This is a genomic window from Prochlorococcus sp. MIT 0603 (assembly GCF_000760215.1).
In the GTDB taxonomy this organism is placed as follows: Bacteria; Cyanobacteriota; Cyanobacteriia; order PCC-6307; family Cyanobiaceae; genus Prochlorococcus_E.
In genome coordinates this window covers 454540-469521 of sequence record NZ_JNAW01000002.1, presented here as the reverse complement: position 1 = coordinate 469521, position 14982 = coordinate 454540, and the positions used below count along the sequence as shown (strand labels likewise).

Here is a 14982-nt window from a genome sequence, read left to right as displayed (position 1 = left end):
ATATCAACATTAGTCTTTATCTAATATCACCACTACCTGAAATTTTATCTCTTATTAACCTGCTTTTTAATTTTGTTAGATTGGTTTGAGCGACATTGTTAAGATCAAAGCCTAATTCAGTTGACAACTGTGCTACATACCAAAGGACATCTCCTAATTCTAGTTTTATTGCTTCTATTTCCTCTATTCCAAATTTTCCGTCTTTATCTCTCAAAACTTTTTTTACTTTATCTGCCACTTCGCCAGCCTCTCCTGCCAATCCTAATGTTGGATAAACAGGATTATTTCCAGGATTAGGATAACGAGCTGTTTCCCTGGATTTGTCTTGGTACTCATTAAGGTCCATGATAAGAAAGAAGAAAGACTCAGAGGTAATCAAAGTGAACCCAAAAAAGCATTTCCCTGAAAGAGGAAGGTAATTCTAATGACAACAATAGACTTAAAAAGAAGGACAAAAATTGTTGCCACTATTGGTCCTGCAACAGAAAGTTCAGAAATGATCTCTCAGCTTATTAAAGCAGGAGCTACAACCTTTAGATTAAATTTTTCTCATGGTGATCATGAAGAGCATGCTCAACGAATACGAACAATAAGATCTGTCGCAAATGATTTAAATGTCAATATTGGCATCTTGCAAGATTTACAGGGACCAAAGATCAGGCTAGGGAGGTTTAAAGGAGGGCCAATCACTTTAAAGAAGGGCGCTAAGTTTGTATTAACTTCAGAAGATATCGATTGCAATCAAGAAATAGCAACTGTCACTTATAAGAATCTTATAAGTGAAGTGGGAGAGAGAAAAAGGATTCTACTAGATGATGGAAGAGTTGAAATGGTCGTTGATAAAGTTGATTCTGAAGAAAAATCACTAATATGTTCTGTTGTTGTAGGCGGCATTCTCTCGAACAATAAAGGGGTAAATTTTCCTGATGTTCAACTATCTATTAATGCATTAACAGAAAAAGATAAGGTAGACCTATCATTTGGTCTTGCAAATGGCGTCGATTGGGTTGCTCTAAGCTTTGTTAGAAATCCATCTGACATTCAAGAAATAAAAGAGTTAATAAGGAATCATGGATTCACAACACCAGTAGTAGCAAAAATAGAAAAGTTCGAAGCAATTGATCAAATTGATTCAATACTTAGGCTTTGTGATGGTGTGATGGTCGCAAGAGGAGATCTTGGCGTAGAGATGGATGCAGAAGAGGTGCCTCTTCTGCAAAAGGAACTAATAAAAAAATCTAACAGCCTTGGCATACCAATAATTACAGCAACGCAAATGCTTGATTCAATGGCCTCATGTCCAAGGCCAACAAGAGCAGAAGTAAGTGATGTTGCCAATGCAATACTTGATGGAACAGATGCAGTAATGCTCTCGAATGAAACGGCTGTTGGTGATTATCCAATAGAAGCTGTCAGAACAATGGCAACAATTGCCAGAAGAATCGAGAGAGATTATCCCCAAAGAGCCCTTGAAAGTCATCTGCCAAGTACTATCCCAAATGCTATAAGCGCAGCAGTAAGTACTATTGCAAGGCAGCTTAATGCTGCAGCAATCCTTCCACTAACCAAAAGTGGAGCAACGGCTCACAATGTAAGTAAATTTCGTCCAGCGACGCCTATTATTGCGATTACAAGTGAAGTTAGTGTTGCCAGACGACTCCAATTAGTATGGGGAGTCTCGGCTTTACTAATTGAGGAAATACAAAAAAGTACAACTCAAACTTTTAGTAATGCAATGAAGCTAGCAACAGAGCTAGGCATATTGAATCCTGGCGATTTAGTAGTAGAAACCGCTGGAACATTAACAGGCATAAGTGGCTCAACAGATTTGATCAAAGTTGGAATTGTTACTGATGTAGTAGCAAACGGTCATTCATCAGGATCAGGTAGGGTAAGTGGCAAATTAAGATTAATAAGAAAACTTAAGGATTTATCCGAGATCAAATCTCAAGAGATACTTGTAATTTCTAAGGATGTTAAATATAACCCAACTTCACAAGTAAATATCTCAGGTATTATTTTTGAAGGTCAAGAATCAATAAAGTTTTCTGATGAGAACGACAAGTCAATAGCAATAATAAGTAGCGTAAATGATGCTTGCAATAAATTTCATAACGGCGAAATCATAACATTGGATCTAGATCAAGGGATAATATATAAAGGCATACCAAACAATTCAATAAATTAGAAGTATCAATGTCCGGGAAAGTATCTTTAAAAGAAATATTTTTAATGTCTGTTAAGACATTAAAATCTAATAAGCTAAGAAGTTCTTTAACGATGCTAGGAATAGTAATAGGTAATGCTTCAGTGATAACATTATTAGGTGTAGGTAAAGGTGCTCAAAAGCTTGCTTCTAATCAGTTAAGCAACCTTGGTGCTAATGTTTTATTTGTAGTTCCAGGTAATAACAATACAAGAAGAAGAGGTGTTGCATTTCCAAGAAATTTAACCCTAAATGATGCTATTGCTATAAAAGAACAAGTACCTTCTATTAAAAGGGTTGCACCTCAAATATCATCAAGTGAAATAGTACAATATCAATCAAAAAGTTTTAGTTCTACTGTGCTTGGAGTCACATCAGATTTCCTCAAAGTAAGAAGTTTTGATATTGCAAATGGAAGGTTTATAACAGAAAAAGACCAAGGCAGTGTAAGGAATGTAGCAATTATAGGTTCAGAGTTAAAGAACGATTTATTTAATACCAAAAGTCCCTTAGGTCAAAAAATAAGAATTAAGGATCAATCATTTGATGTTATAGGAATAATGGAACCTAAAGGAGCTGTCTTTGGGAGCAATCAGGATAAAAATATATATATACCTTTAACGACTATGGTCAACAAGATAACAGGCAAAGATCCAACATATGGGATTAGTTTAAGCTTTATAAGTATTCAGGCTAAAAGTTCAAAGGACATTAATGCAGCAAAATTTCAAATAAGTAATCTTCTTAGGCAAAGACATAGCATATTAAAAGACGATGACTTTGCTGTAAGGTCTCAAAAAGATGCCCTAACAATAGTATCTACAATAACAGGAGGCTTAACATTAATGTTGGCGGCTATAGGAGGAATTTCATTGCTGGTAGGTGGTATTGGGATTATGAATATAATGCTTGTTTCTGTAAGTGAAAGAACAGAAGAAATTGGTTTAAGAAAAGCAATTGGTGCTAGAGATATGGATATACTTTTACAGTTTCTTGTAGAATCTCTTATATTAGCAATACTGGGGGGGGTATTAGGAACATTTATAGGCTTAGGTTCAGTCAATGTTATTTCATTAACAACATCTTTACCAGCTAATATTGAAGCAAAAGTAATACTATTTACCGTAAGTCTTTCAGGTTCAATTGGTCTAATCTTTGGAGTTCTCCCAGCCAAAAGAGCTGCAAAACTTGATCCTATTGTTGCTTTACGTAGCTTGTAACTTACGACATAGAATTTTCATCGATGAAATTCATTCAGAAATTATTGAAAAATTCCAACAGTTAGGGCATTAATTCTCTTAGAATAAGACAAATTTGACTGTTACATGAATCAAAGATTTAAATCAATAGCATTGTGGATAATCCCCATAATCGTTGTCCTGCTGATAGCTTGGCAAATTTTATCCAATGGCAGCAATGGTTCTATACAACAAAGCAACTCTTCTGCAATGCAGAGAAATACTGCTGTTTCAAGAATGAGTTATGGACGCTTTATTGATTATGTTGATTCAGGAAGGGTTACCTCAGTTGATATTTTTGATGGAGGAAGGAATGCAATCGTAGAAGCTGTTGATCCAGATTTAGACAACAGAATTCAAAAAATCAGAGTTGATCTTCCCGGGCTAACACCAGCTCTAATAGACCGTTTAAAAAATGAAGGGATAAGTTTTGATATACATCCTGTTAAAACCACTCCTGCAAGCATTGGCTTTTTAGGTAACTTAATCTTCCCGATTCTTCTAATAGTTGGTCTCGTATTTCTAGCAAGAAGATCTAATTCCATGCCAGGTGGGCCAGGGCAAGCAATGCAATTTGGGAAAACCAAAGCCAGATTCGCAATGGAAGCTGAGACTGGCGTTATGTTTGACGATGTAGCTGGAGTGGAAGAAGCAAAACAAGACTTACAAGAGGTCGTTACCTTCTTAAAACAGCCTGAAAGATTTACATCAGTAGGAGCCCAAATCCCTAAAGGTGTTTTACTTGTGGGCCCTCCTGGAACTGGCAAAACCTTATTAGCCAAAGCTATTGCAGGGGAAGCTGGTGTACCTTTCTTTTCTTTATCAGGTTCTGAATTTGTTGAAATGTTTGTAGGTGTAGGCGCTAGTCGAGTTAGAGATTTATTTAAAAGGGCTAAAGAAAACAGTCCTTGTTTAATATTCATAGATGAAATTGATGCTGTTGGTAGACAAAGAGGAGCAGGAATAGGTGGAGGAAATGATGAAAGAGAGCAAACACTTAATCAACTCCTAACAGAAATGGATGGGTTTGAAGGAAATAGTGGAATTATAATTATTGCTGCTACCAATAGGCCTGATGTACTAGATTCAGCCTTACTAAGACCTGGCAGATTTGACAGGCAAGTGTCAGTGGATGCTCCAGATATTAAGGGCAGATTATCTATTCTTAAAGTACATTCAAAGAATAAGAAGATTGATGAAAACCTTTCGTTAGAGAGTATTGCTAGACGCACGCCTGGTTTTACTGGTGCAGATTTAGCAAATCTTTTAAATGAAGCGGCAATTCTTACTGCCAGAAGAAGAAAGGAAAAGATAGGAATATCAGAAATTGATGATGCTGTCGATCGAATCATTGCAGGCATGGAAGGACAGCCTCTTACCGATGGAAGAAGTAAAAGATTAATTGCCTATCACGAGATTGGACATGCAATTGTTGGCACACTTTTAAAAGATCATGACCCTGTTCAAAAAGTTACTCTTATCCCAAGGGGACAAGCCAAGGGCCTAACTTGGTTTTCTCCAGATGAAGACCAAACTCTTGTTAGTAGGGCTCAATTAAAAGCAAGAATAATGGGAGCTCTTGGAGGAAGAGCCGCTGAGGATATTGTTTTTGGTAGAGGTGAAGTTACAACTGGAGCAGGAGGTGACATTCAACAAGTTGCTTCTATGGCACGCCAAATGGTTACAAGATTTGGAATGAGTAGACTTGGACCTATTTCTCTTGAAAATGATTCACAAGAAGTCTTTATTGGGAGAGACCTTATGACGAGGTCAGATATATCAGATTCCATATCACAACAAATAGATGAGCAAGTTAGAAAAATAGTAAAAGAATGTTATGAATTAACCCTTGAAATAGTTTCTTCTAATAGAGAAGCAATTGATAAATTAGTAGATTTGTTAGTGGAAAAAGAAACAATTGATGGTGATGAACTAATTAATGTTGTTAAACAATTTACAGAAGTACCAGAAAAATATCGAACAGAGAATATATTGACTAGCTAAATCCTTACAGGATGCTAACAGGCTTTTGATTTAAAACATTATCTATAAGGCCATATTGGATTGCTTCTGAAGGAGACATATAAAAATCCCTATCTGTGTCTTCTGCAATCTTTTTCAAAGATTGACCTGTGCGGTTAGATAATTCAGTGTTTAGCTTATCTTTTAAGAAAAGAATTTCATCCGCTTGAATTCGAATATCTGTAGCCTGACCCCTAGCTCCTCCCAAGGGCTGATGAATCATAATTCTTGAGTGCTGAAGACTGCTCCTTTTACCTTTAGCTCCTGCACATAAAAGGAAAGCTCCCATACTTGCAGCTAAACCAACACAAACTGTATGGACGTCTGGTTTGATGTGTTGAATAGTGTCAAAGATACCAAAACCATCATAAACAGAGCCTCCAGGAGAGTTTATATAGAGGAAGATATCCTTATCAGGATCTTCAGCTTCAAGAAAAAGCAGCTGAGCCACAATTCTCTGAGCAGACTCATTAGTAACCTGTTGTCCTAAAAAAACAATCCTTTCTCTTAAAAGTCTCGAGTAAATGTCAAAGGCTCTTTCTCCACGACCAGTTTCTTCTACAACTATTGGGATCATGATCAAAGTGATCGGTTTCCACGATATTAACGGTTATATTGCAAGAGCTAACGTCTTATTAGAATTTAATCAAAAAAGATTTGAGTGAACGTAAAACCATCTCTGAAAGCAAGCAGATCTTCCATAAGGAGTTTCCTTATGTAATACCTTCTATATACAGAAAAGTAATAGATGAATACCTAGTTGAATTGAACTTAGTTAGCAATCAAAAAGAATTTGTACAGGATGGCATCTTTTCCTATGGATTAAAGTCATCATTTGAAAACTTCACAAAAGGCTACCAACCTTCTAATCATTTAAAGGAAATAATGATATCCCTATGCAAGTCCTGCAATATAGACTTCCAAAGAATGGAAGATTACTCTGCTGCAATCGAAACAATTAACAAAGATTGCTCTATTATTGACATGCTTAATAGTAACCATGAAGAAGCACCTTCCTCACAAAAAGGTATTAATATTAAAGATCTAATATACAAGGGTAATTATTATTCCAGATTACATAGCATTGGATTATATGAACTTACTAATAAAACAGAAGGGAATAAGGAAAAAGATAGAGAAAACTGCTCTAAAGCATTGACCAAGCTAGGCTTTTCTGAGTCTAGAGCAAACAAAGATTTAATTCAATATCAAGCTAATACCAAAAAGATTAAAGAGGCTATAGAATTATTTAAGATAATAGACAATGAAGCTAAGAAGAGAAAGGAAGGCAATTAAAGAATATTCTAACCAATATTATTCCTACGCTTATCCTTAAAATCAATGAATGTTAGATATGCAATTGATAAAGTAATAAATACTAATAAGGATAAGATAAGAATTGTAATGTAAGAGGAGCTATTAATATTAGAAGTAAATCGCTGAAAATTATATATCAATTGATCCATCACCATTTCTTCCCCAGACAACCATAGCTATTGAAAATGTAAATATTGCGGCCAGTGAGGCCCAAGCAAAAGTAAAAAGCATTTTCTATATAGCAATAATTATATTATACATCAAATTCAAACATCTAAATTAGACATCTGAAAGAAATCAGTATATTTTGTAATGGCAGTTTTTAAAATGAGATTGGGACGGTTAGTTCTTACTCATAGCAGCTACGTAGAAGGGTTAATATCCCTCCTCAAAAAGATAGTCAATGATAAAAATATTAAGACCATAACACCAGGTGCTATAACAAGAGTCAAAGGTAAGTCTGTTAGCTTTAAATTAGTAATATCTAGGGAAGTGAAGGGGGGGTATAAACTTAATGCTAGAAAAGGAAGATCAGCTCAAGAAGTCTATATTCTTACTGATTACTCAAAGATTGAATTAACTGAAAAGATAGAAAGTCTTCTTAACTAACTTCATTAGAATCGGCAAGGTCCTCTTTTGGAGTTAAAATGGCCTTAGTCATGTCATCAAGCAATTGCTCTTTAAGTGAAGACATGGCCTCATCTACCTCATTACTGTTAAATAGCATTTTTATATTAAATTAATAAGCTGAAAAGAGAATAACCATTTTATTTGCAAACAGAAATATTAGCTATGCAAATAAATGCCAGAGGTAATATTAACAATGTAAATAGATGCAAGGGGAATGAAAATCATTAAATCGATCATAATTTGCATAGCACTATTAGTAATTGATCAATATCCAACAACAGCATTAACAAGAAGAGATATAAAGAGTATCTGTGTAAGAACCTCAAATTACCAAAAATGCATTAGAGAGTTTACTGAGAATAAAGAAGCAAGTAAAAGCAAGCAAGACAGTATTAGGAAAGGCCCAATACCAATAAAAGTAATACCCTATAAATAGGAATCATAATAATTTAATTATATTTCATATTCATTCTTAAAACTCTCCAACATAGAAGTATAATTATCATACATATTTGCAGATTCCTCAGTAATACCTAATGAATCATAGTTAGTTGATATTTCGTCTAACTTAAATTTAACAGGAGCAAATGCTAGAGCATATTCTTCTCGAATATCGTCATCATATATATCATGTATTTTAGCAAGAATTAGCTCATTTCCTTTTTTTGATGATGAAATAAGTTTTTCAAAGTCCTTGGACAATTTACGTCTTCTCTTTGCCATTAGAAAATCTAAGCAAAACCTAAATTAAATTATAGTAAAAAAGTAAATAATGGAATAAGAAGGAATGATAGTAATAGGAATCTGTTGCAAAAATAAACTTTATGATTAATTCTGATAAAAATATTGGTTTTAAGATATATTAAAGAAAATAGGCAAGGATCTGCCACTTAATACGAAAATCAAGGAAATGACAAAATCTGACGAAGGCAGAGCTAATCGTGATAAACCTGAATTAACAAAAAGGAAAGGCAAACTTCCCTGGTGGGTTGAGCTTCTGTTTGTACAAATTGGTCTGCCTGAAGACTTGCTAAGAAAAATCCTGAAAATCAAAAGTAAGTCAGCAAATTATTATGATAATAATAAAAGCAAAGTCTATTTAACTTTATTAATAGTAAGCTCAGTTATCTATATCAACCCAGTAATAAAATATTCAGCTAATACAAATAAATGCGTGAGTAACACTATTTCACTTTTAAAAACTAAAGACAAAACAATAAACCTGACCAAATCAAATAAATTTATTGTTGCTTTGAACTATTGCAATGGGGGGAATATATCTATATTGGACTAGACCCTAAGAATCTTCGTCAAATTTGTCCTCAATACGGTATGTAGGTAATTGAGTAGGCTTCTCACGTTCAATGAAGTAAACCAATTTAAATAGAACTCTGCCGAACAAAGGGACCCAAACCTTTTTATAAGCTAAGTCAAGAAACTTGAATTTCATGAAATATAATCTATAAAAGATTAATAAAATCTTACTTTATGAGAGATTAATTCCATTAAATAGTAAAAGGTTATATACTTATATGCAATATTTATAAATCAATGGCAACAGCTAAAGAAAAGAAAGAGGCTGTCAAGACTCATCTAAAACACTTGCGTGCAGAGCTAAGGACGATACATCTTGCTGTTACAGAAGAATTACAGCTGCCTGAAGCTAATAATATAAAAGACTTAATGACTAAAATGGAAGAATTATTGACCGTTATTGATCCAAAGAAGAGCAAATCAAAAAAGAAGAAATAAATTTATTAATTTGCTAATACGTATAATATTTTTTATTGTATGGAGTATTATAAATGAGAATCTAAAGAATGCGAATGATAACCTATAGAAAGACAACAGGCTTATTAATGCTTGGCTCTATATTTATATTAAGTGGCTGTTCACTTATAGAACAAGGTGGAGGTTTGCTCCACAAGGGAGGTAAAGCAAAATCTACAGATGTATATATTACTGAGTCGATTGAAATATCAGTTGCTTGCAATAAAAACAGTATTGAGTCATATCTTGAAAATGGATGGAAAATCACGTCCTCTGTAGTATCAGAGGTTCCATGTACATGGAAGACTACTAAAGCTAATAAAAAGTGCAATATAAAACGCGACAAGGGTTGTAGTATTACTGTTCCAGACAAGATGGGCAAAAAAACAACTTATACATTAATCAAAAAAGTAAAGTCTAAAACCAAATAGATATTATTAAGACTAGAGTCTAATGATAATAGATTAATTTATAGTTGAAAGCGTAGCATTTGTACTATTATTTATATAATGAATCCACAAAGTAAAAATATCAAGGTATAATAAGTGAAAAAGTCACCATTTATGTATTAATTATATTAGCTATTTATTCATGAATCTATCCCTCTTATTGGCTATGGCTTCAATTGGTTCAATAGTCTTGTGCTTAACATTTTTGATTATTTTACGGCTAAATCTACTTGGTTAATAGAAACATAAAGCATATACATTTGACGAGGTTTTACTTAAAAAATGGTATATAATATAAATATATTCATACAAATTAATGCTTGATCAAATAGCTTTTATGACATGGAAAAATCCAATATTTATGTTGGTCTTTTTTTCTGTCTTATGGTACTTACCAGGACTTATAGCAAGGAGAAGAAGAGATTATTTAATTGATAAAAGTAAAAAAGAACAACAAAAGAAAAATATTGAAAAACTATATCCTAAACAATGATTAACTTATAAATTACTAGTATTAATAATATCATTTAAATTCTCTCTAAATTCACCTTTTGACATTCCTCCTTTAATCTCTCCTATTATTTTAAAGTCAGCCAAAGGTTCCTCAACAATTAAATATGTGGGCCATCCCATTCCTTCTTTGTTTGGATATTTAGATATTAGTATTCTTCTATACTTTCTGTATTGATTAGTATCCTGCATAGGAACATCAATAAATTCAAGATTCATCTCTATGGTTACTGATGCATCATAATGACTCATACGGTGGCAAGTGCCACAGTCCTCAGAACTGTACTTAATTACAGACAACATAAAGTTAATAATTAATTTTATCTATTATAATAATATAGGTAAAATTATAAGCAGAGTTATTATTTGTTAATACTTTGCGTTGTTTCGCATGGCGGAAAATAGCTTATGAGTTATACCAACAATTGAACCAAATACGCAAATATATAATGCTATAAATGGAACCAAAGTAATGCTGTAATCATTAATAGGTATCAATTTGGTTAAGAGTATTAAGCCAGCCAAACAAGCGAATATATATATAAAGCATAGAACTAAATACGCTGATATCTGAATTTGCCTATTAAGGCTGAAATTACTTGTAAGGCGATAAATTGATTTGTCATCGGTAATTAATATCATAAGCACTAGAACAAATGAAATGCCTACAGGTATCCAGAACAGTGAGCCATTAAAATATAGGCTTAATAAATATCTAAGGACTAATATTTGGCTAAATAAAATAAATAATATTGAGAAACGCTTTTCTGACATATCAAAGATTTTAATTAAGGTGAGAAAGAGTTTTGTTTAATAACCTAATATTAATATTTTGTTTTAGGTAAACTATAAATACATTTCATTAAAGTATTATATCATTATTTTTTATGAATATATAATTTCAGTAATTAATCAGATTTATTTTTACTAGACTTTGATTTCCTTCGACTATAAATAACAAGTAGCCTAAATATTCCGCCTAGGATCAATAGTAAACTAGCGATCAAAAGGGTTATTACGATTAGAGCAACACAAATACTAGATAGAGAATTGAAAATACTACTTAAAGCAGTATATAGTTGAATCCAAATCTCTTTGGAGAGCCTTGTTGTTATAAAATCAGACGGAAGTGTATTTAAAAATACAATTAAATTTGATCCTATTACCAACATTAGAATTGCTTCTATTATTTGCCTGACTTTCTTTTTTCCGTTTTTACCCCTAAAAATGAAGCTCCTAGCTTGCTTTCTCTTCTTATTAGGACCTGACAGTACCATTAAAGATATATTTATATTATTTTTTTAATTCTGACCTGAAAATGTAATCCGTCAAGATATTAATCTATTTTATTTTCTGATCTACTTGGTAGAACTGATGAGCCTACTGTGGTCTCTGGTTGAATTGATCGAGGATAATTGTAAAAAAGTAATACTGTGAGAGAGAATATAGCAAGACCAGTAATTGGGTATATGATCCTGATAGGATCATATAAATTACTTATTAACTGACTTCGAAAAAGCTTTTTGGAGTTTGGAATATTCCATTGAATTGCCAAATTGGTATCATTAGTTACCTTGTCGAGGCATTTAGTTAGGTCAGCTAATTCAGCATCATCTAATTCTAAAGTTAGTGGCTTTATATTGCTTTTCGTACTAATTAGCTTAAGCTTATGAAAATTAGATTCATTGGATAAGGATATAGATCCGCTTTCATCATTTACAGGCTTATAAATACCTGAAATACAATATCTAGAATAAGTAGATATTACATAAATCAGGTTAACCAAATTTTCAATCTTTCCTTCTAAAACTGATAGTCCTATCAAGTCTAATCTCCAATTCATAAGAATTCCTATGGTATTTTGATCATGTCCCAATGATTGGTCAGGTATACCTTCAAGATCTAATCTAGCTATTCCTTCTGTAAATTTTCTACTAATTTTCATAGTTATAGCATAGCATTCAAAGGATCAAATATACTAGAGGAAAGGCGATATAATCCACCTGGACCAGAGGAAAGAGCTAAGATCATTAATAGTTTACGGTGAAAAGTTTTTGAAGTCTCAGCCTTGTTAAGGTATTTCCTTACGGCTCCTCTTCTTAAATTCATCCTTTCAGAAATCAATTCAGAAAACCTTGTTCTAAATTGCTCGAATTTAATATCATTCATTGGGTCATATCCTCTTGTTGACAAAAGAACTCGTATCTGTGGATAGAGTTGACCCGTCATAGACGAAAGAAGGACTAATAAGGCATTAAAAGATTCTGTTGATATAGAAGAATTTCTAGCTGATCTACGAATAGGATTGTGGCATCTTGATTTCCAGATCTCAATAGAGTTAGGAAAGACAGTTAATAGATCAAGCTTTCTTGATGCAAAGTCAAAAGATTGTGAAGCGTTAATATCTATTGCTTCAATAGCCAAGAAGAGTAAATCGATCTTTTCTAAGGCTCTACGTACTTTAGAAGTTTGGAATCCCAAGAAATTATGTGTGATTAGTGAAGTCATGGAATAATATTAGATCATAAATAGAATACTTATGCTTATCGATCAATAAGCATAAGTATTTTATTTCATCTTAGATATGAATGTGCATTGATAAAAGGAAGATCATTAATAAGGAGGGTTAGATAATGAAGGATTTGCCTAGAATTTAGTATGGTCAATAAAATAAAAGTTGGTAATTATAATATACTCAATAATCATAGCAAACTATAAAGAAAATTAATCAATCTTTTTTATTCTGATGAATCCAATCAATAAGTAGTTGATATTGTTTGAGGGTAATGAGACCAAAGTTCCATAGAATTATTGATATGGGCGCATTTTCTAACTGACTATGTTTAATACATAAATTAATTGCTTTATCGTTTAATGAAAATTCCTTTTTTAAGTAATTACAAAAGTACTCTGAAGGAGGATTTCTTTTGTAGCTTGTATAAATCATTATAATCTAATAATATCCAAAATTGATTTATAGTTTAATGTCTAAAATTCCATCTGTCATAATAGATAGTATAATTTTACGAAGGTAAGTAAATTTAATAAGAAAAATAAATACTAATCTGCGTAAAATTGTTAAGACAGTGTTTTTATTTGAAAAGAATCTAACTAAAGAATCAGTCAATAATGATGTTACTATAATATCAATATAGCGTCGACATGAATAATTATCTCGATTAATTTTTTTTACATGATATTTTCTATTATTTTTATTGTCATGATAAATCATGGTAATAATAGAATCAATATCTCTAATAGAAAGGTTAAGGCCCTGTCCACCAACAGGGTGAAGTGAATGTGCTGATTCCCCAAGTAGGAATTTATTACCCTTGCGTAAGTTTCTAGCTAATGAAAAACACAAAGGAAAAGATTGAGGCTGATTGACTAATTGATCTACTTCCAAATGAGATGGAAATAATGGAGCAATATAATCGAAGAATCTAGAGGTTGATAGATTTATTATTTGTTCGCATTTTTGTAATGATGAACTCAAAACTATTTGATACTGCCCTGCTTTTACGGGCAGTATGGCCATTGGACCATCTTGTTTAAAGATTTCATATGCTTGATTGAGATTATCTCCTCTCAAAATTATTTTAAAGGTAACACATGCTTGATGATATCTGAAATAATGGCGTTTTATATTCCATTTTGTTCTATATAAAGACGAGAGTCCATCAGCAGCAAAATAATAGTCATATCCGATATTATCATCAGAAAATGATTGTTTACAATCAAAATATAGTTTAATATTTGGATAATTACCAAGCTTGTTAAAAAGGAAATTCATGAGTTCCTTGTGATCTATCGTCCAGCCAATAGCATTATATTTTTGACTATCAATGGATAAGTCCTTAGTTTCTAGTAAAAATTTTTTATTAATAATTGAGTCTTCAATTATTAAACTATTGAATGGGTTTAAATACTCTCTAATTTCTGACCAGATATTTAGTTTTTGAAATAATCTTCTTGACGAATGAGTTATAGCATAAACTCTGTCTCTAGAAATAATAGATTCATATGTCTGATTCTCAAAAATACTTACGTTTAATTTTTCTTTACAGAGTGCTAATGAAAGCAATGCACCTGTAGCTCCCCCTCCTATAACCTTTGCATTTAGATCAAGATTCATAATGTTCAATAGCAAATAAAAATTAAGCTGTACTTAGCAAGTGATTATTTAAAAATTAATGTCTGATTCTCATATAACATATCTCTTCAAAAGCTGGTCTCAATAAGAATGGATATTCTCCAACCCAAAGGCCTCTTTTAGGTAGCCAAGCATCAGTTATATTAGATATATTTGAGAAATCTCTTTTATTGCTAAATACAAGACATCTGATCATATCGCCTTCGTTAATTGTTTGATGCTTGTTGTCTAAAGGGAATTGTACTTTACTAAGATATCCATCATTATCACCTAGTTCGAGTATTAACCATGTCCTTCTATTTTCGACTAGTTCAAGCTCGCCCTTCCTATTTGCTTGTTCTTGTCTATTTTCTATTCGTTCTTGTGTATAGATAGAACTAACTTTACCTTCAAAAATAGCACTAAATGCATATTTTCTAATCTTAGAATTTTTTCTACTAGCTTCTAAGATAGGGCCCCATAAAATATATAAAAGGAAAATAACTCCTAAAATCAACCATATTGAATAGAACTGACTAGTAACTTGACTTTGACTTATTAATAAAGTAATAACTCCGCCTATAGATGAAATGATTATTCTTTGTAAGATCTTTCTAGGATTACCTAATGCTGATACAAATTGAGTACTTGTAGCAACAGATGGTATAAGCCTTTCTAGCTCTTTTGGTCGTAATGGGATTAGCATAC

Annotated in this window: 22 protein-coding genes; 10 read left to right on the top strand and 12 right to left on the bottom strand. The window is 32.5% G+C overall.

The features are described 5' to 3' along the window. Nucleotides 1-16 precede the first annotated feature (16 nt). Nucleotides 17-346, bottom strand: a complete 330-nt coding sequence (locus tag EV07_RS04315; protein ID WP_036917629.1) for a nucleoside triphosphate pyrophosphohydrolase family protein — start codon at nucleotides 344-346, stop codon at nucleotides 17-19. 78 nt (nucleotides 347-424) lie between these two features. On the opposite strand from EV07_RS04315, the gene pyk reads away from it, so the two are divergent. The 3 genes from pyk to ftsH all read left to right on the top strand — a co-directional run bounded on the left by pyk (nucleotide 425) and on the right by ftsH (nucleotide 5448). Then, nucleotides 425-2188 (top strand): pyruvate kinase, encoded by a 1764-nt coding sequence (gene pyk / locus EV07_RS04310; RefSeq protein ID WP_036917625.1) that lies wholly within the window; start codon nucleotides 425-427, stop codon nucleotides 2186-2188. An 8-nt stretch (nucleotides 2189-2196) separates the two neighbouring features. Next, nucleotides 2197-3426, top strand: a complete 1230-nt coding sequence (locus EV07_RS04305) for an ABC transporter permease (protein WP_036917624.1) — start codon at nucleotides 2197-2199, stop codon at nucleotides 3424-3426. 105 nt (nucleotides 3427-3531) lie between these two features. Then, nucleotides 3532-5448 (top strand): ATP-dependent zinc metalloprotease FtsH, encoded by a 1917-nt coding sequence (gene ftsH / locus EV07_RS04300; protein ID WP_036917622.1) that lies wholly within the window; start codon nucleotides 3532-3534, stop codon nucleotides 5446-5448. Between the two features lie 4 nt (nucleotides 5449-5452). Here the strand turns inward: ftsH and clpP are convergent, their stop codons facing one another. After that, nucleotides 5453-6043: an ATP-dependent Clp endopeptidase proteolytic subunit ClpP gene (gene clpP / locus EV07_RS04295; RefSeq protein WP_036917618.1), complete on the bottom strand. Its 591-nt coding sequence runs from the start codon at nucleotides 6041-6043 to the stop codon at nucleotides 5453-5455. Between the two features lie 80 nt (nucleotides 6044-6123). Here clpP and psb29 point away from each other — a divergent pair, with 80 nt between their 5' ends. Beyond that, nucleotides 6124-6762, top strand: coding sequence for a photosystem II biogenesis protein Psp29 (gene psb29, locus EV07_RS04290; RefSeq protein ID WP_052043874.1), 639 nt, complete (start codon nucleotides 6124-6126; stop codon nucleotides 6760-6762). 150 nt (nucleotides 6763-6912) lie between these two features. On the opposite strand, the gene petN is transcribed toward psb29, so the two are convergent. Then, complete coding sequence (gene petN, locus EV07_RS09385) at nucleotides 6913-7014, bottom strand: cytochrome b6-f complex subunit PetN (RefSeq protein WP_072013319.1); 102 nt, start codon at nucleotides 7012-7014, stop codon at nucleotides 6913-6915. A gap of 81 nt (nucleotides 7015-7095) precedes the next feature. Between petN and EV07_RS04285 the strand changes: the two genes are divergently transcribed. Together EV07_RS04285 and EV07_RS04280 are read left to right on the top strand one after the other, a co-directional pair. Continuing rightward, the gene (locus EV07_RS04285; protein ID WP_342626381.1) at nucleotides 7096-7392 is read left to right on the top strand and encodes a DUF2103 domain-containing protein; all 297 of its coding nucleotides are present in this window, start codon (nucleotides 7096-7098) and stop codon (nucleotides 7390-7392) included. Between the two features lie 235 nt (nucleotides 7393-7627). Beyond that, nucleotides 7628-7849, top strand: a complete 222-nt coding sequence (locus EV07_RS04280; RefSeq protein ID WP_036917616.1) for a hypothetical protein — start codon at nucleotides 7628-7630, stop codon at nucleotides 7847-7849. Nucleotides 7850-7866: 17 nt separating this feature from the next. On the opposite strand, the gene EV07_RS04275 is transcribed toward EV07_RS04280, so the two are convergent. Further along, nucleotides 7867-8136, bottom strand: coding sequence for a hypothetical protein (locus EV07_RS04275; RefSeq protein WP_036917613.1), 270 nt, complete (start codon nucleotides 8134-8136; stop codon nucleotides 7867-7869). A gap of 187 nt (nucleotides 8137-8323) precedes the next feature. Between EV07_RS04275 and EV07_RS04270 the strand changes: the two genes are divergently transcribed. After that, nucleotides 8324-8707, top strand: a complete 384-nt coding sequence (locus tag EV07_RS04270) for a hypothetical protein (protein ID WP_052043873.1) — start codon at nucleotides 8324-8326, stop codon at nucleotides 8705-8707. Between the two features lie 3 nt (nucleotides 8708-8710). On the opposite strand, the gene EV07_RS09845 is transcribed toward EV07_RS04270, so the two are convergent. Next, nucleotides 8711-8863, bottom strand: coding sequence for a hypothetical protein (locus tag EV07_RS09845; protein ID WP_193742709.1), 153 nt, complete (start codon nucleotides 8861-8863; stop codon nucleotides 8711-8713). A gap of 101 nt (nucleotides 8864-8964) precedes the next feature. Here EV07_RS09845 and EV07_RS04265 point away from each other — a divergent pair, with 101 nt between their 5' ends. From EV07_RS04265 to EV07_RS09840, 3 genes are all read left to right on the top strand, one after another. Beyond that, complete coding sequence (locus EV07_RS04265; RefSeq protein WP_036917611.1) at nucleotides 8965-9165, top strand: hypothetical protein; 201 nt, start codon at nucleotides 8965-8967, stop codon at nucleotides 9163-9165. A gap of 74 nt (nucleotides 9166-9239) precedes the next feature. Beyond that, nucleotides 9240-9614, top strand: coding sequence for a hypothetical protein (locus EV07_RS09245; protein WP_052043872.1), 375 nt, complete (start codon nucleotides 9240-9242; stop codon nucleotides 9612-9614). Between the two features lie 334 nt (nucleotides 9615-9948). Then, the gene (locus EV07_RS09840) at nucleotides 9949-10125 is read left to right on the top strand and encodes a hypothetical protein (protein ID WP_193742708.1); all 177 of its coding nucleotides are present in this window, start codon (nucleotides 9949-9951) and stop codon (nucleotides 10123-10125) included. 5 nt (nucleotides 10126-10130) lie between these two features. On the opposite strand, the gene EV07_RS04255 is transcribed toward EV07_RS09840, so the two are convergent. The 7 genes from EV07_RS04255 to EV07_RS04225 all read right to left on the bottom strand — a co-directional run bounded on the left by EV07_RS04255 (nucleotide 10131) and on the right by EV07_RS04225 (nucleotide 14980). Beyond that, on the bottom strand, nucleotides 10131-10445 hold the full coding sequence (locus tag EV07_RS04255; protein WP_152557540.1) for a thioredoxin family protein: 315 nt from the start codon (nucleotides 10443-10445) through the stop codon (nucleotides 10131-10133). A gap of 66 nt (nucleotides 10446-10511) precedes the next feature. After that, nucleotides 10512-10916: a hypothetical protein gene (locus EV07_RS10025; protein WP_152557539.1), complete on the bottom strand. Its 405-nt coding sequence runs from the start codon at nucleotides 10914-10916 to the stop codon at nucleotides 10512-10514. Nucleotides 10917-11478: 562 nt separating this feature from the next. Then, nucleotides 11479-12087 (bottom strand): DUF4335 domain-containing protein, encoded by a 609-nt coding sequence (locus EV07_RS04245; RefSeq protein WP_052043871.1) that lies wholly within the window; start codon nucleotides 12085-12087, stop codon nucleotides 11479-11481. 2 nt (nucleotides 12088-12089) lie between these two features. Then, on the bottom strand, nucleotides 12090-12650 hold the full coding sequence (locus EV07_RS04240; protein ID WP_036917607.1) for a DUF3038 domain-containing protein: 561 nt from the start codon (nucleotides 12648-12650) through the stop codon (nucleotides 12090-12092). 220 nt (nucleotides 12651-12870) lie between these two features. Next, nucleotides 12871-13089, bottom strand: coding sequence for a DUF2949 domain-containing protein (locus EV07_RS04235; protein WP_036917604.1), 219 nt, complete (start codon nucleotides 13087-13089; stop codon nucleotides 12871-12873). 27 nt (nucleotides 13090-13116) lie between these two features. Then, on the bottom strand, nucleotides 13117-14277 hold the full coding sequence (locus tag EV07_RS04230; RefSeq protein ID WP_036917601.1) for an FAD-dependent monooxygenase: 1161 nt from the start codon (nucleotides 14275-14277) through the stop codon (nucleotides 13117-13119). 55 nt (nucleotides 14278-14332) lie between these two features. After that, the gene (locus EV07_RS04225) at nucleotides 14333-14980 is read right to left on the bottom strand and encodes a hypothetical protein (protein ID WP_036917598.1); all 648 of its coding nucleotides are present in this window, start codon (nucleotides 14978-14980) and stop codon (nucleotides 14333-14335) included. Between the last annotated feature and the right edge of the window lie 2 nt (nucleotides 14981-14982).